The following is a 24,353-nucleotide window of genomic DNA, read 5'->3' as shown; positions in this document are numbered from 1 at the left end:
TTTTTCCTTCAAAATCACCTGGAAGCGCAGGAAACCGCTATTTGCAGGCCGGCCTCACCCGAAGATCGACGCACCTAGCCGGCGAAGGTGACGGAGACGGTCTTCACGCCGTCTTTAGGCACATCGAGGCGGCTGGAAAAGCCGAATCTTTCGCCTGGCCCCAGGGAACGGTTGGATGTCCCCAGCCTGTAGCGGATGATGTTGGCGTTGTTGTCGGTAACGCGGATTTCCAGCGGCGGCAGTGTTTCCGACCGCATGCCGTCATTCGCTGCCTCGCCATCCACGAACAGCACCGGCTTCAAGCCCGACGCATCGATGCGCGACGTCACGCCGGAAATGGTGAGCGCGCTCGCCGGCGCGGCGGCCGTCCAAAAGGGGCTCTGCCGGACCAGCGCATGACCGCCCGACACCCAGAAGGAGACCAGCGCTACACCGATGCCGGCGATCCAGAACATCGGACCACCGCGCGAGGACCGCGGCGGCCCTGCCTCCGATTTGCGCAGCATGCCCATGCCCTCGATCGATGGCGTCGGCGGAATCTGCGGCGGGGGTGCTGCCGGTGCCGAGGCAAAACGCGGCAGCACCACGTAATCGGCATCGACGATATCGACGGCATCGAAAACGGCGCGTTCCGGCGCGGCATTTGTTGCCGTGCCGGTCATGATTTCGCCGGAAACAGGGCGCGCGGTTCTCTCGTCAGCCATTACGGCACCAGTGCAGTCTTCGTTTCTTTTGCGTAAACGGAATTGGTTAACGCTTCCCCACCGGAATGGCTTTGATGCACGCTGAGCATCGCAAAATTAACCGCCGGTTAACCATGCCGGCGGATGGTCTGTTAGAGTAGATTGTGGCGCGTCGCCGCCGAGAGTTTCCAGGTCGCCGAACGTGATCCGCTTCGAAAATGTCGGCCTCCGCTATGGCATGGGTCCGGAGATCCTCCGGGACATCTCCCTGCACATTCCGGAGCGCTCCTTCCAGTTCCTGAGCGGCCCTTCGGGCGCCGGCAAGACGACCTTGCTGCGCTTGCTGTTCATGTCGCTGAAGCCGACGCGCGGCCTGATCACCATCTTCGGCAAGGATCGCTCGCGCATTTCGCGCGGCGAACTGCCGCTGCTGCGGCGCCGCATTGGCGTGGTGTTCCAGGACTTCCGCCTGCTCGACCATATGACGACATACGAGAATGTCGCGCTGCCGCTGCGCGTTCGCGGGCGCGAGGAAGCGAGCTACCGCACCGACGTCACCGAGCTTCTGAAATGGGTCGGCCTCGGCGACCGCATGCATGTGCTGCCGCCGGTGCTGTCCGGCGGCGAGAAGCAGCGCGCCGCGATTGCCCGGGCCTTGATCGAACAGCCGGAGATCCTGCTCGCCGACGAGCCCACCGGCAATGTCGACCCGCCGCTGGCGCGCCGGCTGCTCAGGCTGTTCATAGAGCTCAACCGGCTGGGCACCGCTGTAGTGATCGCCACCCACGACCTTGGCCTAATGGAGCAGGTCGATGCGCGCCGCATGATTCTGGCCGGTGGAAGGTTGGACGTCTATGACTGACCTTCCGGCCGATCACCTCCACGACGAAGCCGAGGCGCCGGTGACGATCCGGCGTGTCCAGCGCAAGACGGCGCCGATCGTGCCGGCGCAGAACATCGCCGGACGGGCGCTGGTGCTGGTCATCGCCATCATGACCTTCCTGTCCTGCCTCACCTTCGGCGCGGTGACGCTGGTGCGCGATACCGCATCGGTCTGGGAGAACCAGATTTCGCGCGAGGCGACGATCCAGATCAAGCCGGCCGACGGCCTCGATATGGAGGCGGCCCTTGCGCAGGCCTCGCAGATCGCCAGCGAGTTCCCCGGCGTGAAGGGCACCAAGATCATCGACCGCGACGCGACCGCGCGCCTTCTGGAACCATGGCTGGGCAGCGGTCTCAACATCGACGAATTGCCGGTGCCGCGCCTCATCATCGTCACCATCGACGAGGCCAGCCCCCCGGACTTCGCCGCCATGCGCGCCGCCATCACGCCGAAAATCCCGACCGCCGCGCTCGACGACCACCGCACCTGGGTCGACCGTCTGGTCGCCATGGCGCACACGACGGTGACGATCGGCATCGCCGTTCTGGTGCTGATGCTCTCGGCGACCGTGCTGACGGTGGTGTTCGCCACGCGCGGCGCCATGGCCGGCAACGGCCATATCATCGAGGTGCTGCATTTCGTCGGCGCCGAGGCGCGCTTCATCGCGCGCGAGTTCCGCTGGCATTTCCTGGTCACCGGCATGAAGGGCGCGGCCGCCGGCGGCGCCCTGGCGATCGCCGTCTTCATCGTCTTTTCCTGGTGGTCGTCGCGCAACATGGCCACGCCTCAGGCCGACCAGGCGACCGCTTTGTTCGGTAATTTTGCCATCGGCTCGGCCGGTTATTTCGGCGTCGGCCTGATGGTGCTGGTGATCGGCGCGCTGACTGCGGCCACTTCGCACGCGACTGTCGTCGCCTATCTCAGCGACATCGACGTTCGCCAGCCGGATGCCGGCTGACCTATGATATCAATCCGGAAACCAGCGCAAAGCGCTATATTCAAACAAGACAATGATCACACACGGGATACTTGCCGTAACGCAATGTGCGCCGTCCTGCCTATCAATGGCGGCATTTCGGAGTTAACCATTAGAAGCTTTCAGGATTAACCCGGGGATGATGGAAGCGCAGGATTCTGTCGAGACGGCTGGACCGATGCCGGCGATGCCTATGCGCAGCGCTGTCCCTGCCGGGTTTGGCCGTCTGTGGCTCGCCTTGCGTATCTGCGGTTTTGTGGTTCTTGCCGCGTTGGCGCTTTTTGCCGGCGGCTTCGGCTGGTTTGCCGACAAGGTCAGCCATATGACGACTCCAGCCAATCCGGCCAGGGCCGATGCCATCATCGTGCTCACTGGCGGGCAGTCGCGGCTCGATGCGGCGATGGACCTGCTGGCCTCCGGCAAAGGCGAACGCTTGCTGATCAGCGGCGTCCATCCGTCGGCCACCAGGCGCCAATTGCAGGCGGCAATGGGCGGCGACAGGCAGCTCTTCTCCTGCTGCGTCGATATTGACCGCGCCGCGCTCGACACCATCGGCAATGCCGAGGAAAGCGCCAAATGGGTGGAGAACCACGCCTATGGCAGCATCATCATCGTCACCAACAACTACCACATGCCGCGCAGCCTGCTCGAGATGGGCCGGCTGCTGCATGGCGCGCGCCTGGAGCCCTATCCGGTGGTCAATACCAATCTCGGCAATGGTAGCTGGCTGACCAAACCAGAGGCGCTGCGCGTGCTGCTGACCGAATACAGCAAATATGTACTGTCGCTGGCGCGCGGCTTTCTGCCGCTTCGCACGACGCCCGAGGGCGTCACGCTGGCGGAAGCATCGACCGTGGTGAAGAATTAAACCTCAGCCGCCGCATTATCGCGCAAGCGGGCTATCTCCTGCTCCAGGCCGGCTATGCGCCGGTCGCGCTCGGCAAGGGCTGCCGCGACATCCGCCGCTTCGAAACGCTGGGGAATATGCTGCGGGCAATTGGCATCCCAGGCCGTGACCGTGAACAGGATCGTCTGCTCCGGCCGCGCCTTATAGTCCGCCGGCATCAGCTTCGCCGTCAGCTCCGGGTCATTCTCGACGACACGCGCCCTACCCCAGATCTTGATGCGCTGCCTGAGCATGTAGTCGATCAGGAACAGGAACGCCTGGTCGTTGTCCTCGAGATTGCCCTGGGTGATGAACTGCCGATTGCCGGAAAAATCCGCAAAGCCGATCATGTGCTCGTCCAGCACCTTGAGGAAACCGGCCGGCCCGCCGCGATGCTGGATGTAGGCCTGGCCTTCGGCATTGGCCGTCGCCAGAAACACGCTGGTCTGCGCTTCGATGAAGGCGGCGAGGTCCGGCGTGATTGTTGCCCGCCAGCCGCCGCGCCGCTCGACGCGCGCATAGGAATCACGCGACCCCTTACGGGACTGGATGGCCTTGATCGTCGGCGTGAAGGCCACGTCGCTGGTGAATTCATTCATGCCGGCGCTCCTCGGACAGGATCGCACCTCACTTAGCCTCTTCCGAAATTCGGATGTAGGGGACATATTTGGAACTCACCCTTCCATATTTCGGGAGAATAATGGATCGCCTCGATGCTATGTCCCTATTCGTCGCCACGGTGGAGGCCGGCAGCCTTTCCGCCGCCGCGCGGCGCGCCGGCATCCCGCTGGCGCAAGCTCTCCGAACTGGAGAAGCACTTGGGGACGCGCCTGCTCAACCGCTCGACGCGGCGCCTGACGCTGACCGACGCCGGCCAGTCCTATCTTGCCGCCTGCCGTCGCATCCTCGACGAGGTGAGCGAGGCCGAACGGATCGCGGCCGGCGAATATTCGAGCCCGACCGGCGAACTGGTCATCACGGCGCCGGTGGTTTTCGGCCGCCTCCATGTGCTGCCGGTGATCACCGGCTTTCTCGCCGTCTATCCGCAAGTGAATGTCCGCCTGACCTTGTCGGACCGGATCACCCAACTGGTCGAGGAGCATATCGATCTGGCGGTGCGCATCGGCGAGCTGCCGGATTCGGCCATGGTCGCGATCCGCGTCGGCTCGATCCGCCGCATCGTCTGCGCAAGTCCCGCCTATCTCGCCATGCACGGCACGCCGGAAAAACCGCCGGACCTTGCGGGCCACAACTGCATTACCTTCGAAGGTCTTGCCGCTCCCGCGACATGGAGTTTCGGAGCGGGCAAGATGGAAACCACGGTCGCGGTCCGCTCGCGCCTGCAGGTCAACACCGCCGAGGCGGCCATCGATGCGGCGATCGCCGGCCTTGGCCTGACGAAAGTGCTCTCCTACCAGGCCGACGCCGCCGTGCGCGCCGGCGCGCTGCGGGTGGTGCTGGAGCCGTTCGAGCCGCCGCCCTGGCCGGTGAGCCTTGTCCATGCTGGCCAGGGCCGGCTGCCGGTGAAGCTGCGCGCCTTCCTCGATTTTGCAGCACCGCGCCTGAAGGAACGGCTGGCAGGATCGTTGTAGGGGCAGCGTTCGATCAAGGCGCCGTTTCCTTTTTTGCGCCGCTTGGTGTAACCAACGCACACTTCCTCACGGGCCCTTTGCATGCTCATTATCCGCTCGCTGGCGTTCAACTTCGTCTTCTATCTTAGCCTGATCGTCCAGATGATCTTCTGGACGCCTTTCTATTTCCTGTCGCCGCGCCACCGCGCCTGGTTCGTGCCGAAATTCTGGTCGCGGAGCTCGATGTGGCTCTATGACAAGATCGCCGCGACGAAGAGCGAGATCACCGGTGTCGAGAACCTGCCCGACGGCTCCTTCATCCTGGCGCCGAAGCATCAATCTTTCTGGGACGCGATCGCCTTCTTCCCCTATCTCGACGACGCGCTCTACATCCTGAAGCGCGAGCTGACCTGGATCCCCTTCTTCGGCTGGTACATCATGAAGATGCGCATGATCCCGGTCGACCGCGGCAGCCGTTCGAAAGCGCTTAAGGCGGTCATCGCCGCGACCAGGCAGGAGATGAACCGCAATCCGCGCCAGCTCATCATCTATCCCGAAGGCACTCGCCGCCCGCCGGGCGCCGAACCCTCCTACAAATACGGCATCGTCGAGCTCTACACGCAGCTCGGCGTTCCCGTGGTGCCGGTTGCCCATGTTGCCGGTCTCTACTGGCCGCGCCGCAAGTTCCTGCGCTATCCGGGCACCATCAAGGCCCGCTTCTTGCCCGCGATCCCGCCAGGGCTCGGCAAGGAGGAATTCATGCAGCGGCTGATCGGCGCGACCGAGGCCGCCTGCGACCAGATGCTCGTCGAGGCCGCGCAGGCGCCGAACCCGCCGCCGATGCCGCCGACGGCGGTGAAACGGCTGGCCGAACTCGGCGTAACGGCCAAGACCTGATCGGCTACCGCAGCGCCGCCAGCAGGGTCGTCAGCACCAGCGTGGCGGCAAACACCAGATTGATGATCCGCGAGGCCATGGGATGGCGCAGGGCGCGCGCGAACGCCGTTCCGGCAAGCAGCCACGCGACGTGGATGGTGACGATCATCGCGGCAAGCACCAGCAGCCTGGTGGAAGCGCCGAGCGCATCGGCCTGCGACGCGGCGCCGGCGAAAACCGCGGCGATCGCCACATAGGCTTTCGGGTTGGCAACCGCGAGCATGAAGCCGCCGAGAAAATCGGGCTTCGTCGCCGTGCTCCCGCGCTCCGCCAATGGCGGCGCGGTCGCTATTCTGAAGGCAAGATAAAGGATGTAGGCGGCCGAAAGGAGCGCCAGCACCGGCGCCACTCCCGGCACCGAGGTCAGCATGCCGAAAAACCCGCCCGCCACCGCCAGAAGCACTGCGATCGTGCCGAGCACCACGCCGGACGTGTAAACCAGGGAAGGACGCAGACCGAAAGCCGCGCCGACGGCGGTCACGCTGATCGTCGCCGGTCCCGGACTGCCCATGACGACAGTCGCGGCCACGATAAGCGCCAGCACTTGCTGCCAAGGCTGTGCCGCGCCCAGAACACCACCGGCCATGTCGAACCTCCGCCTGCCGCGATCCGACAGGACTTAGGAGGGATCGTCATGGCCGTCTTGGACGTTCGTGCGCAGCGCCCGTCTCAGGCGCTGGCCCGGTCCAATGCCGCGATATCGTCGGCCGAAAGCTTGAGCGATGCGGCGCGGATCAGACTGTCCATCTGGGCCAGCGTGGTGGCGCTGGCGATCGGCGCGGTGACGCCCGGCCGCGCGATGATCCAGGCCAGCGCCACTTCCGCCTGCTTGGCCGAATGGCGCTCGGCCACGGCATCGAGCGCGGAAAGGATGCGCATGCCGCGCTCGTTGAGATATTCGGCGACGTGTTCGCCGCGCGCGCTCTGGCCGAGATCGGCCTTGCTGCGGTATTTTCCGCTCAGGAATCCCTTGGCCAGGCTGAAATAGGTGATGACGCCGACATCCTCCGCCTTGCAGAGGTCGAGCAGCGGTCCGTCGAGCGACGAGCGGTCGTACAAATTGTATTCAGGCTGCAGCACCTCGTAGCGCGGCAGGCTGCGCAGGCTGGCGACGTCGAGCGCGGCGCGCAGCTGGCCGGCATCGAGGTTGGAGCAGCCGGGATAGCGGATCTTGCCCTTTTCGAGCAGCCGCTGATAGGCGCCGAGCGTTTCCTCGTAAGGCGTGGCCGGGTCCGGCCAGTGCGACAGATAGAGGTCAATGACATCGACCTGCAGCCGCTTCAGCGACGCCTCGACAGCCTTTTCGATATAGGCAGCGGAGAGGTCGCGCTTGCCCTGGCCCATGTCGGAGCCGACCTTGGTGATGACGATGACCTTGTCGCGATTGCCGCGACTCTTCATCCAGTTGCCGATGATCGTTTCCGATTCGCCGCCCTTGTTGCCCGGCACCCAGCGCGAATAGGCATCGGCCGTATCGATGGCATTGAAGCCGGCGGCGACGAACCGGTCGAGCAGGTCGAAGGAGGTCTTCTCATCGGCCGTCCAGCCGAAGACGTTGCCCCCCAGGACCAGCGGCGCGATGGAAAGGTCGGTGCGACCGAGACGACGTTTCTGCAAGACTGATCTCCGTGATGCTGGAACGGGCCTGACGCCCAAGGAAGGGATGCCGCTAAGCTAGGTCGTGGCTGGCCGAGGTCAAAGGCAGGGTTTTGTTTTTTGATCAGACCAGCGCTTCACGAAGACGCGACCCGACGGCCCACCTCCTCCAGCCAATGATCGCGGATGCCGAGCGCCTCGAGGTGCTCGAGCGTGCTCAAGACATAGTCCTCGTTTCGGCCGGATTGGCCGACGGCGCCGCGAACGATCCTTGCCGCATGATCGGCATCGAGCGCGCCGGCATACTGCTCATGCTGGCGGTCGACGGTGTAGGCGACCGCCTCGACCGAGCCTCCGCCATCCAGCCGGACATCGAGAATGCGTTCGAGATAGACGCTGGTGACCAGCTCGCGCTCGCGCAGATAGGAAAGCACCTCGTCGCGCAGATTGCCGGGGACACGGTAGGCGAGGCCGATGCAAGAACCGCCCCGGTCGAGGCCGAGCACCAGGCCCGGCCGCGCGCGCGTGCCGCGATGCACGAAGGAATAGACGCAAAGCGAGCGGCGATAGCCGTAGAGCCGGGCGCGGCGCGTCTCGACATGGGCAAATCCGGGCCGCCAGATCAGCGACCCATAGCCAAAAACCCAAAAATCGCCCATATCGCCAAGCCTGATCGCATTCGAGTGAACGACACCGCACCGCCAAGGTGCTTCTTCTGTCCCCGTTTGTTTGCGTATTGGTAAATGCCCGCTCGCCGGGGTTAACGAGAGCCGCAGCATGACGTCAAGTGACGAGCGATCGCCCAAACTTCGCCGCCGGCTGTTCTGGCTCGCGGCGTTCATCCTCGTGCTGTTCGCCATCTACAGCGGCGGCTGGTTCTATCTCGCCGACAGGCTCAAGACCGAGGCCGACGAGGCGGTGGCGAGGCTGGGCAGCAAGGGGATCGCCGCCGGCTGCGCCAACCTCACGGTCAGCGGCTATCCGATGAGCTTCACGGTCTCCTGCGACAACATCGCCTATGAGGACGACGCCCGGAAGGTTGCGGCCTCCACCGGAAGCTTCAACGCCGTCGCCGGGATCACCGGACCGCTGTCGCCGGTCGCCGACCTGCGCGGGCCTCTAAGGACGATGGCGCCCGGCATGCCGCCGCTTTGGATCGACTGGGACCAGCTGCAAGCCAATGTCAAAGTGTGGTGGCCGCTGCCGCGGAGTGTCTCGCTGTGGGCCGAAGGCCTGAACGGTCAGACCGATCCGCAGGACGACACGGATCCGATGCAATTGTTCAGCGCTGGCAAGGCGGCCGGCCAGTTGCAGCCGGCCGGCCAGGACATCAATTACATCGGCAGCTTCGGCGATCTGGAGATCAACGCGGATGCCATCGACGGACGCGTTCTGCCGGCGCTGGACGGCAGCGGCGACGTAACGCTGAAGAACGGCGTGGCGCTGATCGCCGCACCCCCGAAGAGCCTGCGCGGCCAGTCGATCCAGATTGCCAGGCTCGACCTGTCGTCCGGCACGGCGCGCATCACCGTGTCCGGACCTGTCTCCGTGGATGCGGAAGGACTGGTCAACGGGGATCTGACGATCAAGCTCAACGACCCAAAGGCGGTAGCATCTATCCTTGCCGGCGCGGTTCCCGAGCATAAAAGCGAAATCGAGCAGGGTTTTTCTGCCATTGCCATGCTTGGCAAGGAACCGTCCTTGCCGCTCAAGATCGTCAAGGGCAAGGCTTCGCTCGGCTTCATCCCGCTCGGCAAGATCAAGCCGCTTGAGTAACGCAACGATGGCGAAGCCGGTCAGACTGCTCAGCGTCGGCGCCTTCACCCTCGACACCATCCTTCGCGTCGAGGCGCTGCCAGCGCATCAGGGCAAGTTCATCGCCAGCGACGGCGTCCAGATCGCCTCCGGCATGGCGACGAGCGCCGCCTGTGCCGCACATCGCCTCGGCGCCGAAGTCTCGCTATGGGCAAGCGCGGGCGACGATCCTGTCGGCGACCAGCTGATCGCCGACATTCAAGCCGAAGGCGTCGACTGCAGCCTTATCCGCCGCGTTCCCGGCGCGCGATCGGCGCTGGCCGCGATCGTGGTCGATGCGCATGGCGAGCGCATCATCGTCCCCTTCTACGACAAAAAGGCGCAAGCCGATCCCGAGGCGCTGCCGCTTGCCGATCTTTCCGGCTTCGACGCCGTGCTGGTGGATGTCCGCTGGCCGGGCGCTGCGGCGCTTGCCCTGGGCGCGGCCAGATCGATCGGCCGTCCGGCAATCCTGGACGCCGACACCGCGCCGGTCGAGGTGCTGGAGCGGCTCTTGCCGTTGGCCTCGCACATCGTCGCCTCGGAACCGGCGGCGCGCATCGTCTGCGGCCAGGCGCTCGATCCGGAAAGCGCCTGCGCCGACCTCGCCTCCCGCACCGACGCCTTTGTCGCGGTGACCGGCGGCGCCGCCGGAACCTGGTGGCACGATCGGGCGACCGGGCGCGTGCGCCATGTCGAGACGCCGAAGGTGAAGGCGATCGACACGCTCGCCGCCGGCGACGTCTTCCACGGCGCCTTCGCCGTTGGCCTCGCGGAGGCGATGCCAATGGAGGAAGCCTTGCGCTTTGCCAGCGCTGCCGCGGCGCTCAAATGTCTGCGCTTCGGCGGCCGCCTCGGCGCGCCGTATCGGGCCGAAACGCTGGCCATGATGGCGGCGCACTGGCCGCCAGCCCGAGAAGGCAAAGGGAGCTGAGATTCAGGTCAGGCCGAGTCGAAAACGGTGGGGCCCGAGAACCGAAGCGGAGCGTACTTGAAGTACGTGAGCACCGGAAGCGCACGGAGCCGCCGTTTGCAGACCGGCCCCACCTGAATATCAGTTCCCTTTGGGGTGCTCGACCGCCTGGCGGCCAAAATCCGGCACATCGATGTCCTGGCCGGCCTCGATGATCGAGCGGCGGATGGCGCGGGTGCGGGTGAAGAGGTCGAACAGCTTCTCGCCGTCGCCCCAGCGGATCGCCCGCTGCAGCGAGGCCAGATCCTCCGAGAAACGCGCCAGCATCTCCAGGATCGCGTCCTTGTTGTGCAGGCACACGTCCCGCCACATGGTCGGGTCGGAGGCGGCAAGACGAGTGAAGTCGCGGAACCCGGAGGCGGAATATTTGATGACTTCGCTCTTGGTCACCGCTTCCAGATCGTCCGCCGTGCCGACGATGTTGTAGGCGATGATATGCGGCAGATGCGACACGATCGCGAGCGTCATGTCGTGATGCTGCGGGTCCATCGTATCGATGTTGGAGCCGCAGCGCCGCCAGAATTCCGAAAGCGTCTCGAGCGCGGCGGGATCGGTGCCCGGCAGCGGCGTGAAGATGCACCAGCGATTCTCGAAGAGATCGGCAAAGCCGGCATCGGGCCCGGACTTTTCCGTGCCTGCCAGCGGATGTCCGGGGATGAAGTGCACGCCTTCCGGCACATGCGGCTCGATCTGCGCGATCACCGAGGCCTTGGTCGAGCCGACATCGGTGAGGATGGCGCCCTTCTTCAGCGCCGGCGCGATCTCGGCCGCCACCTCGCCGGACGAGCCGACCGGAACCGAGACGATGACGAGATCAGCGTCGCGCACGGCTTCGCGAGCATCCGTGCTGTAGGAATCGCCAAGGCCAAGCTCCTCGGCGCGCTTCAGCGTCGAAGCGCTGCGCGTCGCGATGGCGATATGGCGCGCCAGACCCTCGCGGCGGACGACGCGGGCAAGCGACGAGCCGATAAGGCCGATGCCGACCAGCGCTATTTTCTCGAACATCGGTGATGCCATAGTGTTCTAGCTTTTCAGGAAGGTCTTCAGCGCATCGATAACGCCGCGATTGGCTTCCTCGGTGCCGACGCTCATGCGCAGCGCGTTGGGGAAGCCGTAGCCGGTGACGCGGCGCAGGATATAGCCGCGCGCGCTCAGATAATCGTCCGCGGCCGCCGCCGAATGTCTCTTGCTGTCGGGAAAATGGATCAGCACGAAATTGCCGACGCTGGGCGTGACACGCAGGCCAACCCCGGTCAGCTCAGCGCTGAGCCAGGCCAGCCATTTCTCATTATGCGCCACGCTGCGTTCGATATGGGCACGGTCGCGGATCGCGGCGATGCCCGCCTCGATCGCGGTCGCGTTGACGTTGAAGGGGCCGCGCACGCGGTTGATCGCATCGACGATATGCGCCGGCCCATACATCCAGCCGATACGCGCGCCGCCGAGGCCGAGCTTGGAGAAGGTGCGGGTCATCACCACGTTTTCGGAGCTGCCCGCCAGCTCGATGCCGGCCTCGTAGTCGTTGCGCCGCACATATTCGGCATAGGCCGCGTCGAGCACCAGGAGCACGTTCTTCGGCAATGCCGCGTGCAGCCGGCGCACCTCCTGGAACGGCACATAGGTGCCCGTCGGATTGTTGGGATTGGCGAGGAACACGATCCGCGTCGCCGGGGTCACCGCGGCAAGGATCGCATCGATGTCGGCGCGCTCGTCGGTCTCCTTCACCGCCACCGGCTTGGCGCCTGCCGCCTGGATGTAGATCTTGTAGACCATGAACGCGTGTTCGGTGAACATGGCTTCGTCACCCGGCGCGAGATAGGTCTGCGCCAGCAGGCCAAGGATCTCGTCGGAGCCGTTGGAGCAAATGATGTTGGCCGGGTTCAGCCCATGCACTTCGGCGATCGCCTCGCGCAGCCGGCGGGCGGTGCCGTCGGGATAGACGTCGAGCTTCGCCGCCACCTCGCGCGCGGCCTCGATCGCCTTCGGCGAGGGCCCGAGCGGGTTTTCGTTCGACGACAGCTTGTAGACTTTCGTCACGCCGGCCGGCGCGGTGCTTTTTCCCGGCACATAGGCCTCGATATCCATGATGCCCGCGCGGGGCGTCGGACGGGGCTGATCCTGCTTCATGTCACAAATCCGTCGAGAAGGCCTCCAAGGCCGCAGCGGAAATACAGGCCACAGGCAGGAATGTCGAGTGCCGGCGCCTGCGAGAGAGGCTACCCGTTGACGAAGCGCGGCGCTGGTCCTAGAAGGTCTGCCAGACTTCCGTGGTGATTTGGCCGGTCGGCTTGCAGCCACGTTAAACAACTCGCTAAAGGGCCGTTTGCAACCTGTAACCGGCTTTGCGACGGCAATGCCGGTTTTTTGTTGTCCGCCGCCGGCCGGACACCGCGTCGGGACGAAACCGGTGCGGCCACAGGATGAGGACGGACATGGCCGCTCAGCGCGCTGCAAGAACCAAGGACGAGGTCGACCATCCGTCGAGCCCGGTGCTGCAGTTCGGCCCGGATAAGCCGCTGAAGCTCGACGCCGGCACGCTGCTCTCGCCTTTCCAGATCGCCTACCAGACTTACGGCACGCTCAACGACGCGCGCTCCAATGCCATCCTCGTCTGCCATGCGCTGACCGGCGACCAGCACGTCGCCAACACCAATCCGGTGACCGGCAAGCCGGGCTGGTGGGAGGTGCTGATCGGCCCTGGCAAGATCATCGACACCAACCGTTTCTTCGTCATCTGCTCCAACGTCGTCGGCGGCTGCCTCGGCTCGACCGGCCCGGCCTCGACCAATCCGGCGACTGGCAAGCCCTACGGGCTCGACCTGCCGATCATCACCATCCGCGACATGGTGCGCGCGCAGGCGATGCTCATCGATCATTTCGGCATCGAAAAGCTGTTTTGCGTGCTTGGCGGCTCGATGGGCGGCATGCAGGTGCTGGAATGGGCCGCAAGCTATCCGGAGCGCGTGTTCTGCGCCCTGCCGATCGCCACCGGCGCCCGCCATTCCTCGCAGAACATCGCCTTCCATGAGGTCGGACGGCAGGCCGTCATGGCTGATCCCGACTGGCATGGCGGCAAATATCTCGATTTCGGCAAGCGGCCGGAAAAGGGCCTCGCCGTCGCGCGTATGGCCGCCCACATCACCTATCTTTCGGAAGCAGCACTCCACCGCAAGTTCGGCCGCAATTTGCAGGACCGCGAGGCGCTGACTTTCGGCTTCGACGCCGATTTCCAGATCGAGAGCTATCTGCGCCACCAGGGCATGACCTTCGTCGACCGCTTCGACGCCAATTCCTACCTCTATCTGACCCGCGCGATGGACTATTTCGACCTTGCCGCAGATCACGGCGGGCGCCTCGCCGACGCCTTCGCCGGAACCAAGACGCGCTTTTGCCTGGTTTCCTTCACCAGCGACTGGCTGTTTCCGACCGAGGAGAGCCGCTCGATCGTGCATGCCTTGAACGCGGCGGGCGCTTCCGTCTCCTTCGTCGAGATCGAGACCGACCGCGGCCACGACGCCTTTCTGCTCGATGAGCCGGAGTTGTTCGCGGCCATCAACGGCTTCATCGCCTCCGCCGCCCGCGCCAGGGGGCTCAGCGCATGACCCAGAACCGAAGGTCAGCGAACGCAAAAAGTTGCGGACTTTTCGGGCCAGGATCATGCACCGTGCAGGAGGCGAAGCCATGAGCGTCAATCGCGCCCAGCGTGTCGACCTCGAAGTCGTCACCGATCTCATCCCGCCCAATTCGCGCGTGCTCGATGTCGGCTCGGGCGACGGCGTGCTTCTGGAACTGTTGCAGGCGACCAAGCAGGTCGACGGCCGCGGGCTGGAACTGTCGCAGCGCGGCGTCAACGAATGCGTGGCGCGCGGGCTGTCGGTTATCCAGGGCGACGCCGACACGGATCTGAAATTCTACGCCGACAAGGGCTTCGACTTCGTCGTGCTGTCTCAGACGCTGCAGGCGACGCGCAACCCGAAGGTGGTGCTCGACGAGCTGCTTCGGATCGGCAACCGCGCGATCGTCTCCTTCCCCAATTTCGGCCATTGGCGCGTGCGCTTTTCGTTGCTGATCAAGGGCAGGATGCCGGTCACCAAGGACCTGCCCTACTCCTGGTACGACACGCCCAACATCCACTTCTGCACCATCCGCGACTTCGTCAACCTGTGCGAGGAGCTCGGCGCGACCGTCGAGAAGGCCACCGCGCTCGACGCCAACGGCCAGAAGATCGGCCTGTCGATGCCCTGGTGGTTCTGGAATTTTTTTGGTCAGCAGGCGGTGTTCCTGCTGAGGCGGTGACCGGTGGCTTAGCGAGAAGCTGTGCGAAGCATCAGCTCCGGGTTTATGGGCCAACACTTGTAATGACAGAATCTAGTGACAGAATCGCCTCTTCTTTATAATAGAATCGGGTCGAACAACCATTTCGAGACGAAGGCGTGAGGATGAATATCCGGGACTTTCGCGCTTGCGGCAACAGGCCGAGGTACTTTTGCGCGCGGACATATTCATGACTCTGTCCAAAGTCCCGTCCTTATCGATAATCGTCAACACCTACAACTGGCCGGAGGCCCTGCGGCTGACCCTACAGTCGCTCGCCTGCCAGACTGAGCGCCGTTTCGAGATCATCGTAGCCGACGATGGGTCGCGTCCCGATACCGCCGAGATGATTGAAGCCTTTGCTCACTCGGCGCCATTCCCGGTCAGGCATGTGTGGCAGGAAGACACCGGGTTTCGCCGTTGCGCAATTCTCAACAAGGCCATCGCAGAGGCCAGCGGCGCCTATTTGATCTTCATCGATGGCGACTGCATCCTGCAGCCGGATTTCGTAGCCCAGCATCTCGCGCTCGCCGAACCAAACCACTTGGTCACCGGTAGCCGCATTCTGCTTGGCCGAGAGCTCAGCAATCATTTATTGGCTGAAGGAAAGTGGGACTATCAAGTCTTCCGTCGAAATATTCTCGGTCATCGGCTCAATGGCGGTATCTCTAAAGTTGTTGCGCTGTTCGTGCGCCTGCCGTCCGGAAGACTGCGGGATTATCGCTCCTTCGTCTGGCGGCGGATCAAGGGCTGCAATCTAGCGTGTTGGAAAAGCGACGCCATTTGTGTCGGCGGCTTCGACGAGACGTTCATTGGTTGGGGTTCGGAGGACATAGATTTCGTCTTCCGCATGCAAGATAGGGGTATCATTCGGCGTTCCGGCGTCTGGGCGACGGAGGTGCTGCATATTTGGCACCAGACAGGCGATCGCAGCCGTGCCGCAGCAAACACGAAGATCGTGCGCGACAGGATAGCCGCCGCCCGGCTTCGCAACAAACCCTGTCAGACGCCAAAATCGGCATAAAGCTTCGCGAGCGGCGAACCGGCCGGCGGAGGCATATGTTTCAAATCTCGGAGGTTTTCGTTCCAGAGATGCAAGGTGCGTGTCCCCTCGTGCAACACTGCATTCAGCGAGAATGCGGGATCATAGATGGCTCGAGCTTGGCCGAAATGCAGGGGGTAGAAGACTTCCCTCGGCAGCGCCAACTCGAACAGACCATACTTGTGCGCCAGCGCCGTTAGGGCGCCCGGGCCATAGGTGCCCCAAGGTAGGTCTGCCGGCCGCACCGGAAGGCCGAGGAAGCGCTTCAGCCGGGCCTTGCGCGCCCGCCGCATCCGCGTCCAGGGAGGGAAATAATTGACGCGAAATAGGCTCTCCAACTCGGCCGTCATTGGCATGTCGGAATCGAGATAAAGGATAGCACCGTTGATGAGGGTTTCATCCTCAAGGCCGAACAGGCAACCGCCGTCGATATTCACTGGCTTGAGGCAAACCACGTCGAGGTCGGACCACAACCCGCCAGCAGTCAGCTGTAGCCGATATCGAAAATAGTCGGAGGCGAGGGCGTAGGAACCGGTCTTGTTGTGGCGAAGCCGCTTCATCTCAGCAAAAGGAACAGTGAGTTCGCCGTCGGCGAGATCGACCTCTGAAGGCACGTTAGCAAGCGGTTGATAGACGTGGAGCCGTACGGCGTGCCCACAAGTGAGCCATGAAGCGATCGAAAGCAACTCGATGCGGCCGAGTTTGTCGCCGATCCAGAGCATGTTCACCGCGGGGGCCGCCATGTTGCCTGCCTTCGCACTTTTCTTTAACGACGGGCGCGCGCTGCCCTCTTAGAAAGCGGCTTTCTTAATTCGTTTTAGAAGAAACTCAAATCTATGTCGTGGCTCAGCAGCAAATGTCGATCCTTCTTGCGCCGTCACCGAGTGTCAAGGCACACGACCGCCTCGCCCACCACGCTGGTCTGGTGGGGAAGTTTCGAAGGCGGCGGCGGTGCGACCGTGGGCGATCTGCATGCGGTGGACAACCTTTCGTCGGCGCTACGTCAAGTTGGCCATGATCATGACGTACTCAGCCATCCGGCGCTCGGAATTGCGAACCACCGGCAGACAGGCGACCTATTCGACGTGCGCCGCGAGATAGAAACCCTGGTTTTCGTCTGCGGTCCCATCCTTCCCGGCGATCAACTTGCTGACTTGCTTGCTGTGCACCGGAAAGCAAGGAAGATCGCCGTTGGGGTTAGCGTCATTTCCAGGCACCCGGACATAGCAGCACGTTTCGATGCCATATTGGCGCGTGATGGCCTGCCCAAGCCGTCCTTCGATCTCGCCATTTCCTGCTCACAGCCCTGCACCACACCCTCGGCGGGCAAACGGCTGAAGGTCGGGCTCTGCTTCCGCGGCTCTCAGCAGGACTATGGCAAGGGCATGGCGGAATGGGCCAAGGCCGAGAAGCTCTTGTTGCAGCTCTCCGAAATGTTCGATTTCGAGACTGAACCGATCGACACGGTGTTGCGGCCCGGCAACGAAGCGGTAGAGATCGAGAGGCAGTTCGAGACCGTCGACCTTATCCTTACAACGCGTCTGCACGGGGCGCTCTATGGTTTATCGAAAGGTAAGCCGGTCGTCGCCATCGACCAAGTCAGGGGAACGGGCAAGGTTAAGCCGATCCTCGATCGTATTGGGTGGCCGCTCGCGTATTCGATCGAAGAGGCCAGCGAAAGCTTGCTCGTCAGCCAGATGCGCAGAATTATGGCCGAATGGCCGGTTGCGGCGGTGACCAACTCCCAAGCTACGATTTTGGATCTATCGGCCAAGGCCCGTTCCCGCGCTGTGGCTCTGATTACTCAGGCGTGATGACTTGGGCAGGATCAGCGAATTAGCCGTTGATGAGCTGCGGTCGTGAAGTTGAAGCCGAAACATGCCTCATGTTCTGTGACGCAAGCGGCTGCCGCCCAATTCCGCGCAGTAAGTGGGTGCCGCTCTGGGCGTTTTTTGACGCGATTGCGCTACCCACACTTTCCTGGAATTCGTTCAGGCTTCAGTGGGTTCCTTCTTGCGGAGCGCCGCCGGAGGCGGCGGTTCGATTGCACCAGCCCGAACGCGCGCGGGTTTCAGTGCCTGGGCTCCGGTATCCTTCACGATGTTCAGCGAGCGCGGAAAAAAGTGTGTATTGTGCTGACCGCGCCCGATATTGACGATCGCGGTTTCGGGCAGACGCTTCTGCAGCATGGCCAGCACGCGCCGCAGGGTCGGGCCGTCGAACGCGTCGAGCGCTTCGTCGATGATCACCCATTTCGGCTTGCGCAAAGCGAGCCTGGCGAAAGCGAGCGCCCGTTGTTCGTCATCGCCGAGTTCGCGTTCCCAGCGTCCGGGACGGTCAAGGGCCGTTGCCAGGTGATCGAGACCGACCTCCTCGAGCACCGCCGCGATCTCGGCATCGCTGGCCGGGGCCTCGCCGTTCGGATGGTCGAGGACCTCGCGCAACGTGCCGGCCGGGAAGTACGGCACGCGGGGAACGAAAATGGGGGTCTCGCCGGCCGGCAGGCCGATCCGGCCGCTCCCCCATGGCCACAGGCCGGCAATGGCGCGGAAGAACAATGTCTTGCCGGCGCCCGGCTCGCCGGTGATCATGACACGCTCTCCGGCGTGGATTTCGACCTCCGTCTGGGCAAGCTTGGTGCAGCCTTCAGGCGAAGCCACTTCGAGGCTGTCGAAGGTCAGGCTGCCATTGGCGTTTTCGACGAACTGGATGCGTTTTTCCTTGTGGTGCAGCGCATCGGTCTCGGTGAGCGCGATGCGGAAATCCGCCACGCGCATCAGCGTCGCCCGCCAGTCGGCGATGCTGCCGATATTGTTGATGAACCAGCGGAGCGACGAATGAACCTGGTTGAAGGCGCCGACCGCCATCATCAGCCCGCCGAATGAGATGTCGCCCGAAAAATAGACCGGTGAAGCCACCAGGATGGGCGCCACGACCGTTATCCAGCCATAGGTATCGGTCACCCAGGACAGGTTGATCTGCGCGGTGAAGATGCGACGCATGGCGCCCAGCACCGCGCCGAGGTCAAGCTCCAGCCGGCGCCGGGCATCGGGCTCGCCACGGTAGAGCGCGATCGCGTCGACGTTCTCGTTGACCCGCACCATGGAGGAGCGCAGTTCCGCTTCGCGGGTATAGCGCTCGCTGTTCAGGCCGATCAGCGGACGCCCGATCAGCCAGCTCAGCCAGGAGGCGATGCCAGCGTAGAGGAAGGCCGCCCAGACCATATAGCCCGGTATCGCCAGTGAATGGCCGCCTATGTGGAACACGAAGCCGGAAGACAGCTCCCACAGCACGCCTATGAAGGAGACAAGCAGGATGAAGGACTGCAGCAGGCCGACGCCGAGATCCGTCGACAGATCCGACAAGTGAGCGGCATCCTGCTGCATGCGCTGGTCGGGATTGACGCCGATGGCGCCGGCATTGGCCAGCCGGAAGGCCCGCGCCGGGCGCATCCATTGATCGATCAGGTCGAGCGTCAGCGCCTCGCGCAGCCTCAGACGGATCATCTGGTTGAACCAGGTCTGGCCGATATTGAGCACCAGAAGGCCGCCGGCGATTGTCGCGAAGACTAGAAGCTGATGCAGGAAGGCCGTCATGTCGCGCCGGGCCAGCGCATCGTAGAAAGGCTGGTTCCAGCGGTTGAGCAGGACCTGTCCGATCGCTGTGGCGACGATGACCGCGACAATACCGATGGAGACCCAGACAAGTTGCCTGCGGACCGGCGAGGATTTCAGCCCCAGCTTGATCGTGGCCACCTGGTCGGCGAGGCTGCTCGCCTCCACCGAGACAACGGGTTTCTGCGGCCCCGGCTTTTTATTGGTCTGGTCGTCCATAAAGGATATTCCTGGTTTCCGCCGCGGTCATGATTACCGCGCCAAGCGGGCATGCCTTAGATCGGGCATGCCTCTCAGATAGGGTGACGATTGCCGCGCGATGCAAGGCGCGGCGGCGATCACGAACACGTCACTTGGCCAGGCGCGCCGTCAATCGCATGCCGGCCAAGCCGCGTTGCCCCCTGCGGCGAGAAGACCGGCACGAAGACGCGGCGAGAGGCGCGCTGCACCACGGGCACGCCCTGATAGAGCCGCTTCTGTGCCTCAACGACGATGACGCCGGAAAAGATCGGCCAGAACCGCCGGCCGGCCTTTTCAAGCACATTGTGGAACCGCATCAGGAAACGCCGCGGCGACGGCGGGAAGAACAGCGCATCGCTCCAGGTCGCCGGGGTGAAGTTCGCTTCGCGCAGCAACTCGGTCAACTGGCCGCGCGAAAACGGTCGGCCGTTGCCGAAGGGCGTGTGCTCGAACCGCGCCCATACGCCGCGCCGGTTGGGCACGACGATGACGACCCTGCCCGCCGGCGACAGCACGCGCCAGATCTCGTTCAGCGTCTCGCGCGGGTTTTCGGCATGTTCGAGCGAGTGCACCAGGAGCATGCGGTCGATGCAGGAATCGACCAGCGGCAGCTCCTCGTCGAAGACCAGCGCCGTCGCCGCCGGCCCCGATGCCGGCCACACCACCGCGCCCTGCGTAGCCGGCATGAAGGCGAAGACGCGCTCGGCATCTGTGCCGAAGCGCTCCAGCCAAGGCAGCGTGTAGCCGAGGCCAACCAGCCGCTCGTTGGGCACAGTCGCCCATATGGACGACAGCGCCATGGTGATCGAATGCTCGGCCAGGCGGCCGAGCGTGGACGAGTAGAAGGAGCGCAGATCGACGATATCCGAATGCATGCTCGGGACGGTAGCTGTGAAGCCTGCCAAGTTCAACAAAGGCGCCAAATCCGATAAACCCGGATGACATCGGCCGCCGCTCGCCCTATGTCTGCGACGACAAATGGAGGACATGCGATGCCGGTCGAAATCGAGCAGTTCATGTGCCGCACCGACAATTTCGGCGTGCTGGTCCATGATCCGAAAAGCGGACAAACGGCGATCATCGACGCGCCGGAAGAGGCGCCGATCCTGGCGGCGATCAAGCGCACTGGCTGGACGCCGACTTTGATCCTCACCACGCACCACCACGCCGACCATGTCGAAGCCAATCTGGCGCTGAAGGAACGCTTCAAATTGCGCATTGTCGGCCCGGAAGCGGAAAAGGCGAAAATCCCCGGCATAGACGAGACGGTCAGCCAGGGCTCGGTCCTGCGCCTTGGCGAGGAACGAATCGAGGTCATCGAGACACCCGGCCATACCGCCGGCCACGTCTCCTACTATTTGCCGGCCTCGAAGGTGGCCTTCACCGCCGACACGCTGTTTGCGTTGGGTTGCGGCCGCCTGTTCGAATGCAAGCCGCCGGTCATGTACGACTCTTTGAAGAAGCTGGCGGCGCTGCCGGCCGAAACCGCCATCTATTGCGGCCACGAATACACTTTGGCCAATGCCCGTTTCGCGGTGACGGCCGATCCGACCAACCCAGCGCTGAAGCAGCGCGCGGCGAGGATCGAAGCGCTGCGCGCCGATAACAAGCCGACATTGCCGACGACCATCGGAGAGGAGTTGTCGACCAACCCGTTCCTGCGTTGGCACGACCCGGCGATCCGCAAGCATCTCGGCATGGAGAAAGCCTCGGACGCGGAGGTGTTCGCCGAGATCCGCAAGCGCAAGGACAATTTTTGACGCATGTCGCTCAAAAGTGCGCAGCGGTTTTGGGATAACGCCATGCGTCAAGACAAAGAATGCGAATGACCACCAGCGCCGCCGAGATCATCGCAACGCTAGGCCTTCACCCACATCCTGAGGGCGGCTGGTACGCCGAGACGTTCCGCGACGCCGCGGGCGGCCCCCGCGGTCATTCGACCGCGATCTATTTCCTGCTCGAGCAGGGCCAGCTTTCGGCCTGGCATCGGGTGAAGGACGCGGCCGAGGTCTGGCATTTTTATGCCGGCGCGCCGCTGGCGCTGTCGATGCATGAGGAAGGCGCGGGCAGTGTCATCGAGCAGGTGCTGGGCACGGCCCTTGCCGCCGGCGAGCGGCCGCAGATCGTCGTGCCGGCCGGCTGGTGGCAGTCGGCGCGCAGCCTCGGCGAATGGACGCTGGTCGGCTGCACCGTGGCGCCGGGCTTCGATTTCGGCGCTTTCGAGCTGGCCGAGCCGGGTTGGCAGCCGAAAATCGCTTAACTGACCAAAAAACCTAGCGTGATCGCCAGTTGGGCGGCGTAGTAAAGCACCCAGACTGCATAGCGCATCCACACGCGATGCGGCGAGATCGCCGCGAGCAGGAAGCGCTCGGTTGCCAGCAGCCCGTCGGAGGCGATGAACAGCACCGCGCAGGCGATCACCCAACCGTTCCCCGTGGTGAGCGCCGAAACGCCCATGGCGAGGATGGCCGCGACATAGACGACCACGGGCGCGCGCAGTTGCGGGCCGACGCGGCACCAGAGCGCGGCAAGCATGACGACGCTGAATGCGGCCATGGCGAGCGCAATCGCGCCCCGCCAGGATTCGGCGCTCAACAGGCCGAGCCCGCCGCCCGCCTGCGCGAACAGCGCGACATAGGCGATGTGGCCGGCGAGAAAGCTCGCCAGCCCGCCGAGAAAGGCCTTTTCGCCGTCGCGCGACAGCAAGGCGTCGCCGATGGCGCTTAAGCCCAGAGCCGCGACCAACAGCAGTGGACCGCCCTGCATGGCGGCAAGCACGGCCAGCAAAGCCACGGCAAGCGTCTTTGCCGCCGTGCGCGTCCATTTCGGCGGCATGTCGAGCGCAAAGGCGTAGATCAAGGCCGCGACGAACGAGAACAGCAGCGTTGCATTGGCGTTGGCCTCGATGCCGCCGGAAAACGGCATCATGCGTTGATCTCCTTGGCGGCCGGCTTGCGCATCAGCAGCGACTTCGCCGCGAGCGCGGCGCCACCGGTGATGAGCACGCAGGCCGCCAGAATACGCAGCGACGGCTCGGCGACGCCGGCCGCGATCAGCACCAGCGTCGACAGAAGCGGCGCGGCATAGCTCGCCGCGCCCAGCACCTGGATGTTGCCGCGCTTGACGCCGATGTCCCAGGCGTAGAAGGCCGCGCCCACCGGCATCAGGCCGAGCCCGATAACGGCCAGCCACTGTCCAGGACCATCCGGCAGCACCGTCTTCTCAAGCAGCAGGTGGCAGGCCAGCGACAGCACCGACGTCGCGGCGCAGAACCAGGTGACGATCGAGGTCGGCACCGATGGGAAGCGCCGTGACAAGAGCGAATAGGAAGACCACAACAGCGCGCAGACGGCGGCCATCGCGTAGCCGAAGGCATAACGCGCGTCGAAGGCCAGCCCGCCGCCCTTGGTGACGATAAGGAACGTGCCGGCAAGGCCGAGCAGCGCGCCGACGACATGGTTCCAGGCAAGCCGCTCGCCCGGCATCAGCGCCGAGCCTAGCACGATCAGCAGCGGCCACAGATAGGCGATCAGGCTCGCCTCGACAGCCGGCGCATTGCGCAGCGCCGTGAAGTAGAAGAAATGATAGCCGAACAGCCCGGCTATGCCGATCATCCAGACCTGTGGAGGGATCTTCTGGCTTCTGTCGGCGGCCGGCATCACCAGCCGGGCGGCGAGCCCGACGCAGGTGCCGATGGCGAAGGTGATGGCCGAAAGCAGGAACGGAGGCACCTGGCCCGAGGCGTCCGTGAGCAGCGCCAGCAGTGCCCACATGGCGACCGCCGAAAACCCGATCAGTGTTGCGCGCCCCATATTTCCCCCACCGGCGCGCGGTGGCGCCTGACCTAATTTACCGCCTCGAACCGTCGCGCGCTGATGGTCAGCGGACCGATCTGCGTCCCGACCGTGGCGCGGATTGGCGCATATACGCCGGATTGGCCGAGCGGCGCAAACGTCACCAGCATGCGGCTCTTGTTCTTGAGAAAATTCAATGCTTTGCGGCCCTTGCGATAACCCGCCACCGGCTCGAAGCCCATTTTGCAGGTCACCGTATCACCCTTGTAGCCGGGCACCGAGATCGAACCCTTGGACGCATAGGTCAAGGTCAGATCGGCGCGCATCTCACCGTCGTAGAATTTGACTGTGCGCCCGCAGACCTTGTCCGGGCTGTCGGCATGGATGACGGTCGCGGCCATGGGATCGAGCACCGATTTCAGGTCGCCAGCGCCGATCGGCACCCAGTCCTTCGGGTCGCGCTTCTTTGGCGGGGGAATGACTTGTGTGGAGGTGACGGCGCCATTGTTGAAACGGATATCGACCACCGAGGCCTTCTTGCCGGACGTATAATCGGCCCTGAATGCCCGCGGCTGCATCTGCTTGCCGGAGATCGTGCCTTTCGAGGAAATCCTGCCTTTCGTATCGTCGAACAGCTTGCCGACGCCGGCGGCCGAGACAGTGCCGTCGATGGCATAGTTGTTGCCCTCATAATGGCTGGAGAAAGTCGCCCTGGCGATCGAAAGGCCGAGATAGGACACCGTATACTCGCCCCTGAAGGACTGCGGCGCCGCGGCGGCGAAGCTCTTTGCCGGCACGGCAAGGGCAAGCAGGGCTGCGAATGCATGAGATGGACGGAGCATGGCGGCTGGCGAATCCCTGGCGGTTCGGCCGGAACGCAACGGCTCCAGCCTGGCATATCCCTTCGCGAACGGCTTATAGTGTGAAATCCGGCCTTTATATGGAGCGCGGATGACGCCTGGCTGCGTCCCGGAGCTGTCGGTAGCTAATCAAGTTGTCCGGTTTGGTAGCACATCATTTGTCCGCTTCAGTTTGCGTCGAAGCGGTTCAC

General features: G+C 63.9%; 25 protein-coding genes, 1 pseudogene and 1 riboswitch. Of the genes and pseudogenes, 13 read left to right on the top strand and 13 right to left on the bottom strand.

The annotated features are described in order from the left end of the window. Positions 1–74 precede the first annotated feature (74 nt). Entirely contained in the window at positions 75–704 is a 630-nt protein-coding gene (locus LB553_RS23050) for a hypothetical protein (RefSeq protein ID WP_224516598.1), read from the bottom strand. Between the two features lie 181 nt (positions 705–885). Between LB553_RS23050 and ftsE the strand changes: the two genes are divergently transcribed. From ftsE to LB553_RS23035, 3 genes are all read left to right on the top strand, one after another. Beyond that, a complete protein-coding gene (gene ftsE / locus LB553_RS23045) occupies positions 886–1,545 on the top strand; it encodes a cell division ATP-binding protein FtsE (protein ID WP_027167480.1) in 660 nt (219 codons plus the stop codon). Next, complete coding sequence (locus LB553_RS23040; RefSeq protein WP_224516597.1) at positions 1,538–2,524, top strand: cell division protein FtsX; 987 nt, start codon at positions 1,538–1,540, stop codon at positions 2,522–2,524. The genes ftsE and LB553_RS23040 overlap by 8 nt, the downstream gene beginning before the upstream one ends. Positions 2,525–2,681: 157 nt before the next feature. Further along, positions 2,682–3,410, top strand: a complete 729-nt coding sequence (locus LB553_RS23035; protein ID WP_224516596.1) for a YdcF family protein — start codon at positions 2,682–2,684, stop codon at positions 3,408–3,410. On the opposite strand, the gene LB553_RS23030 is transcribed toward LB553_RS23035, so the two are convergent. Next, entirely contained in the window at positions 3,407–4,027 is a 621-nt protein-coding gene (locus LB553_RS23030; RefSeq protein WP_224516595.1) for a pyridoxamine 5'-phosphate oxidase family protein, read from the bottom strand. The genes LB553_RS23035 and LB553_RS23030 overlap by 4 nt on opposite strands. 101 nt (positions 4,028–4,128) lie before the next feature. Between LB553_RS23030 and LB553_RS23025 the strand changes: the two are divergent. Further along, positions 4,129–5,020, top strand: a pseudogene (locus tag LB553_RS23025) (LysR family transcriptional regulator). 81 nt (positions 5,021–5,101) lie between these two features. After that, positions 5,102–5,896, top strand: coding sequence for a lysophospholipid acyltransferase family protein (locus LB553_RS23020; protein WP_224516594.1), 795 nt, complete (start codon positions 5,102–5,104; stop codon positions 5,894–5,896). Between the two features lie 4 nt (positions 5,897–5,900). On the opposite strand, the gene LB553_RS23015 is transcribed toward LB553_RS23020, so the two are convergent. The 3 genes from LB553_RS23015 to LB553_RS23005 all read right to left on the bottom strand — a co-directional run bounded on the left by LB553_RS23015 (position 5,901) and on the right by LB553_RS23005 (position 8,190). Then, positions 5,901–6,521: a LysE family translocator gene (locus tag LB553_RS23015; protein WP_224516593.1), complete on the bottom strand. Its 621-nt coding sequence runs from the start codon at positions 6,519–6,521 to the stop codon at positions 5,901–5,903. Positions 6,522–6,604: 83 nt separating this feature from the next. Further along, entirely contained in the window at positions 6,605–7,552 is a 948-nt protein-coding gene (locus LB553_RS23010) for an aldo/keto reductase (RefSeq protein WP_224516592.1), read from the bottom strand. Positions 7,553–7,668: 116 nt separating this feature from the next. Next, a complete protein-coding gene (locus LB553_RS23005) occupies positions 7,669–8,190 on the bottom strand; it encodes a gamma-glutamylcyclotransferase (RefSeq protein WP_224516591.1) in 522 nt (173 codons plus the stop codon). A 118-nt stretch (positions 8,191–8,308) separates the two neighbouring features. Between LB553_RS23005 and LB553_RS23000 the strand changes: the two genes are divergently transcribed. Both LB553_RS23000 and LB553_RS22995 read left to right on the top strand, forming a co-directional pair. After that, the gene (locus tag LB553_RS23000) at positions 8,309–9,307 is read left to right on the top strand and encodes a DUF2125 domain-containing protein (protein ID WP_224516590.1); all 999 of its coding nucleotides are present in this window, start codon (positions 8,309–8,311) and stop codon (positions 9,305–9,307) included. A 7-nt stretch (positions 9,308–9,314) separates the two neighbouring features. After that, complete coding sequence (locus tag LB553_RS22995) at positions 9,315–10,259, top strand: sugar kinase (protein WP_224516671.1); 945 nt, start codon at positions 9,315–9,317, stop codon at positions 10,257–10,259. Between the two features lie 120 nt (positions 10,260–10,379). Here the strand turns inward: LB553_RS22995 and LB553_RS22990 are convergent, their stop codons facing one another. Both LB553_RS22990 and hisC read right to left on the bottom strand, forming a co-directional pair. Beyond that, positions 10,380–11,315 carry a prephenate/arogenate dehydrogenase family protein gene (locus LB553_RS22990; RefSeq protein ID WP_224516589.1) on the bottom strand — a complete coding sequence of 312 codons (936 nt, stop codon included), beginning with the start codon at positions 11,313–11,315 and terminating at the stop codon, positions 10,380–10,382. A gap of 6 nt (positions 11,316–11,321) precedes the next feature. Next, on the bottom strand, positions 11,322–12,425 hold the full coding sequence (gene hisC / locus LB553_RS22985; protein ID WP_224516588.1) for a histidinol-phosphate transaminase: 1,104 nt from the start codon (positions 12,423–12,425) through the stop codon (positions 11,322–11,324). A gap of 130 nt (positions 12,426–12,555) precedes the next feature. Then, positions 12,556–12,633: riboswitch (SAM riboswitch) on the top strand. 97 nt (positions 12,634–12,730) lie between these two features. On the opposite strand from hisC, the gene metX reads away from it, so the two are divergent. The 3 genes from metX to LB553_RS22970 all read left to right on the top strand — a co-directional run bounded on the left by metX (position 12,731) and on the right by LB553_RS22970 (position 15,636). Further along, positions 12,731–13,900 (top strand): homoserine O-acetyltransferase MetX, encoded by a 1,170-nt coding sequence (metX, locus tag LB553_RS22980; protein ID WP_224516587.1) that lies wholly within the window; start codon positions 12,731–12,733, stop codon positions 13,898–13,900. A gap of 79 nt (positions 13,901–13,979) precedes the next feature. Next, a complete protein-coding gene (gene metW, locus LB553_RS22975; protein WP_224516586.1) occupies positions 13,980–14,594 on the top strand; it encodes a methionine biosynthesis protein MetW in 615 nt (204 codons plus the stop codon). Between the two features lie 208 nt (positions 14,595–14,802). Then, positions 14,803–15,636: a glycosyltransferase family 2 protein gene (locus LB553_RS22970; protein ID WP_224516585.1), complete on the top strand. Its 834-nt coding sequence runs from the start codon at positions 14,803–14,805 to the stop codon at positions 15,634–15,636. On the opposite strand, the gene LB553_RS22965 is transcribed toward LB553_RS22970, so the two are convergent. Continuing rightward, positions 15,615–16,397, bottom strand: a complete 783-nt coding sequence (locus LB553_RS22965) for a glycosyltransferase (RefSeq protein WP_224516584.1) — start codon at positions 16,395–16,397, stop codon at positions 15,615–15,617. The genes LB553_RS22970 and LB553_RS22965 overlap by 22 nt on opposite strands. Positions 16,398–16,613: 216 nt before the next feature. On the opposite strand from LB553_RS22965, the gene LB553_RS22960 reads away from it, so the two are divergent. Continuing rightward, complete coding sequence (locus tag LB553_RS22960) at positions 16,614–17,468, top strand: polysaccharide pyruvyl transferase family protein (RefSeq protein WP_224516583.1); 855 nt, start codon at positions 16,614–16,616, stop codon at positions 17,466–17,468. Between the two features lie 177 nt (positions 17,469–17,645). On the opposite strand, the gene LB553_RS22955 is transcribed toward LB553_RS22960, so the two are convergent. Both LB553_RS22955 and LB553_RS22950 read right to left on the bottom strand, forming a co-directional pair. Beyond that, entirely contained in the window at positions 17,646–19,487 is a 1,842-nt protein-coding gene (locus LB553_RS22955; RefSeq protein WP_224516582.1) for an ABC transporter ATP-binding protein/permease, read from the bottom strand. A gap of 119 nt (positions 19,488–19,606) precedes the next feature. Further along, positions 19,607–20,383 carry a class I SAM-dependent methyltransferase gene (locus LB553_RS22950; protein WP_224516581.1) on the bottom strand — a complete coding sequence of 259 codons (777 nt, stop codon included), beginning with the start codon at positions 20,381–20,383 and terminating at the stop codon, positions 19,607–19,609. Between the two features lie 117 nt (positions 20,384–20,500). Here LB553_RS22950 and gloB point away from each other — a divergent pair, with 117 nt between their 5' ends. Further along, entirely contained in the window at positions 20,501–21,268 is a 768-nt protein-coding gene (gene gloB / locus LB553_RS22945) for a hydroxyacylglutathione hydrolase (RefSeq protein ID WP_224516580.1), read from the top strand. Between the two features lie 65 nt (positions 21,269–21,333). Next, complete coding sequence (locus LB553_RS22940; protein ID WP_224516579.1) at positions 21,334–21,768, top strand: cupin domain-containing protein; 435 nt, start codon at positions 21,334–21,336, stop codon at positions 21,766–21,768. On the opposite strand, the gene LB553_RS22935 is transcribed toward LB553_RS22940, so the two are convergent. The 3 genes from LB553_RS22935 to LB553_RS22925 are packed head-to-tail and all read right to left on the bottom strand — an operon-like array spanning position 21,765 to position 24,144. Beyond that, on the bottom strand, positions 21,765–22,436 hold the full coding sequence (locus LB553_RS22935; protein ID WP_224516578.1) for a lysoplasmalogenase: 672 nt from the start codon (positions 22,434–22,436) through the stop codon (positions 21,765–21,767). The genes LB553_RS22940 and LB553_RS22935 overlap by 4 nt on opposite strands. Further along, complete coding sequence (locus tag LB553_RS22930) at positions 22,433–23,320, bottom strand: DMT family transporter (RefSeq protein ID WP_224516577.1); 888 nt, start codon at positions 23,318–23,320, stop codon at positions 22,433–22,435. The genes LB553_RS22935 and LB553_RS22930 overlap by 4 nt, the downstream gene beginning before the upstream one ends. 32 nt (positions 23,321–23,352) lie before the next feature. Further along, positions 23,353–24,144: a DUF3108 domain-containing protein gene (locus LB553_RS22925; protein ID WP_224516576.1), complete on the bottom strand. Its 792-nt coding sequence runs from the start codon at positions 24,142–24,144 to the stop codon at positions 23,353–23,355. Between the last annotated feature and the right edge of the window lie 209 nt (positions 24,145–24,353).

Origin of the sequence: Mesorhizobium sp. CA8 (assembly GCF_020164955.1) — a bacterium.
GTDB lineage: Bacteria > Pseudomonadota > Alphaproteobacteria > Rhizobiales > Rhizobiaceae > Mesorhizobium.
The sequence above is the reverse complement of the archived record's forward strand: the minus strand, read 5'-3'. Positions and strand labels throughout refer to the sequence as shown.

Bases quoted from the DNA above. Each gene is read 5' to 3' on its own strand.
- LB553_RS23050 (WP_224516598.1), bottom strand. From the start codon at position 704: ATGGCTGACGAGAGAACCGCGCGCCCTGTTTCCGGCGAAATCATGACC.
- LB553_RS23040 (WP_224516597.1), top strand. From the start codon at position 1,538: ATGACTGACCTTCCGGCCGATCACCTCCACGACGAAGCCGAGGCGCCG.
- LB553_RS23035 (WP_224516596.1), top strand. From the start codon at position 2,682: ATGATGGAAGCGCAGGATTCTGTCGAGACGGCTGGACCGATGCCGGCG.
- LB553_RS23030 (WP_224516595.1), bottom strand. From the start codon at position 4,027: ATGAATGAATTCACCAGCGACGTGGCCTTCACGCCGACGATCAAGGCC.
- LB553_RS23020 (WP_224516594.1), top strand. From the start codon at position 5,102: ATGCTCATTATCCGCTCGCTGGCGTTCAACTTCGTCTTCTATCTTAGC.
- LB553_RS23015 (WP_224516593.1), bottom strand. From the start codon at position 6,521: ATGGCCGGTGGTGTTCTGGGCGCGGCACAGCCTTGGCAGCAAGTGCTG.
- LB553_RS23005 (WP_224516591.1), bottom strand. From the start codon at position 8,190: ATGGGCGATTTTTGGGTTTTTGGCTATGGGTCGCTGATCTGGCGGCCC.
- LB553_RS23000 (WP_224516590.1), top strand. From the start codon at position 8,309: ATGACGTCAAGTGACGAGCGATCGCCCAAACTTCGCCGCCGGCTGTTC.
- LB553_RS22995 (WP_224516671.1), top strand. From the start codon at position 9,315: ATGGCGAAGCCGGTCAGACTGCTCAGCGTCGGCGCCTTCACCCTCGAC.
- LB553_RS22990 (WP_224516589.1), bottom strand. From the start codon at position 11,315: ATGGCATCACCGATGTTCGAGAAAATAGCGCTGGTCGGCATCGGCCTT.
- hisC (WP_224516588.1), bottom strand. From the start codon at position 12,425: ATGAAGCAGGATCAGCCCCGTCCGACGCCCCGCGCGGGCATCATGGAT.
- metX (WP_224516587.1), top strand. From the start codon at position 12,731: ATGGCCGCTCAGCGCGCTGCAAGAACCAAGGACGAGGTCGACCATCCG.
- metW (WP_224516586.1), top strand. From the start codon at position 13,980: ATGAGCGTCAATCGCGCCCAGCGTGTCGACCTCGAAGTCGTCACCGAT.
- LB553_RS22970 (WP_224516585.1), top strand. From the start codon at position 14,803: ATGACTCTGTCCAAAGTCCCGTCCTTATCGATAATCGTCAACACCTAC.
- LB553_RS22965 (WP_224516584.1), bottom strand. From the start codon at position 16,397: ATGGCGGCCCCCGCGGTGAACATGCTCTGGATCGGCGACAAACTCGGC.
- LB553_RS22955 (WP_224516582.1), bottom strand. From the start codon at position 19,487: ATGGACGACCAGACCAATAAAAAGCCGGGGCCGCAGAAACCCGTTGTC.
- LB553_RS22950 (WP_224516581.1), bottom strand. From the start codon at position 20,383: ATGCATTCGGATATCGTCGATCTGCGCTCCTTCTACTCGTCCACGCTC.
- gloB (WP_224516580.1), top strand. From the start codon at position 20,501: ATGCCGGTCGAAATCGAGCAGTTCATGTGCCGCACCGACAATTTCGGC.
- LB553_RS22940 (WP_224516579.1), top strand. From the start codon at position 21,334: ATGACCACCAGCGCCGCCGAGATCATCGCAACGCTAGGCCTTCACCCA.
- LB553_RS22935 (WP_224516578.1), bottom strand. From the start codon at position 22,436: ATGATGCCGTTTTCCGGCGGCATCGAGGCCAACGCCAATGCAACGCTG.
- LB553_RS22930 (WP_224516577.1), bottom strand. From the start codon at position 23,320: ATGGGGCGCGCAACACTGATCGGGTTTTCGGCGGTCGCCATGTGGGCA.
- LB553_RS22925 (WP_224516576.1), bottom strand. From the start codon at position 24,144: ATGCTCCGTCCATCTCATGCATTCGCAGCCCTGCTTGCCCTTGCCGTG.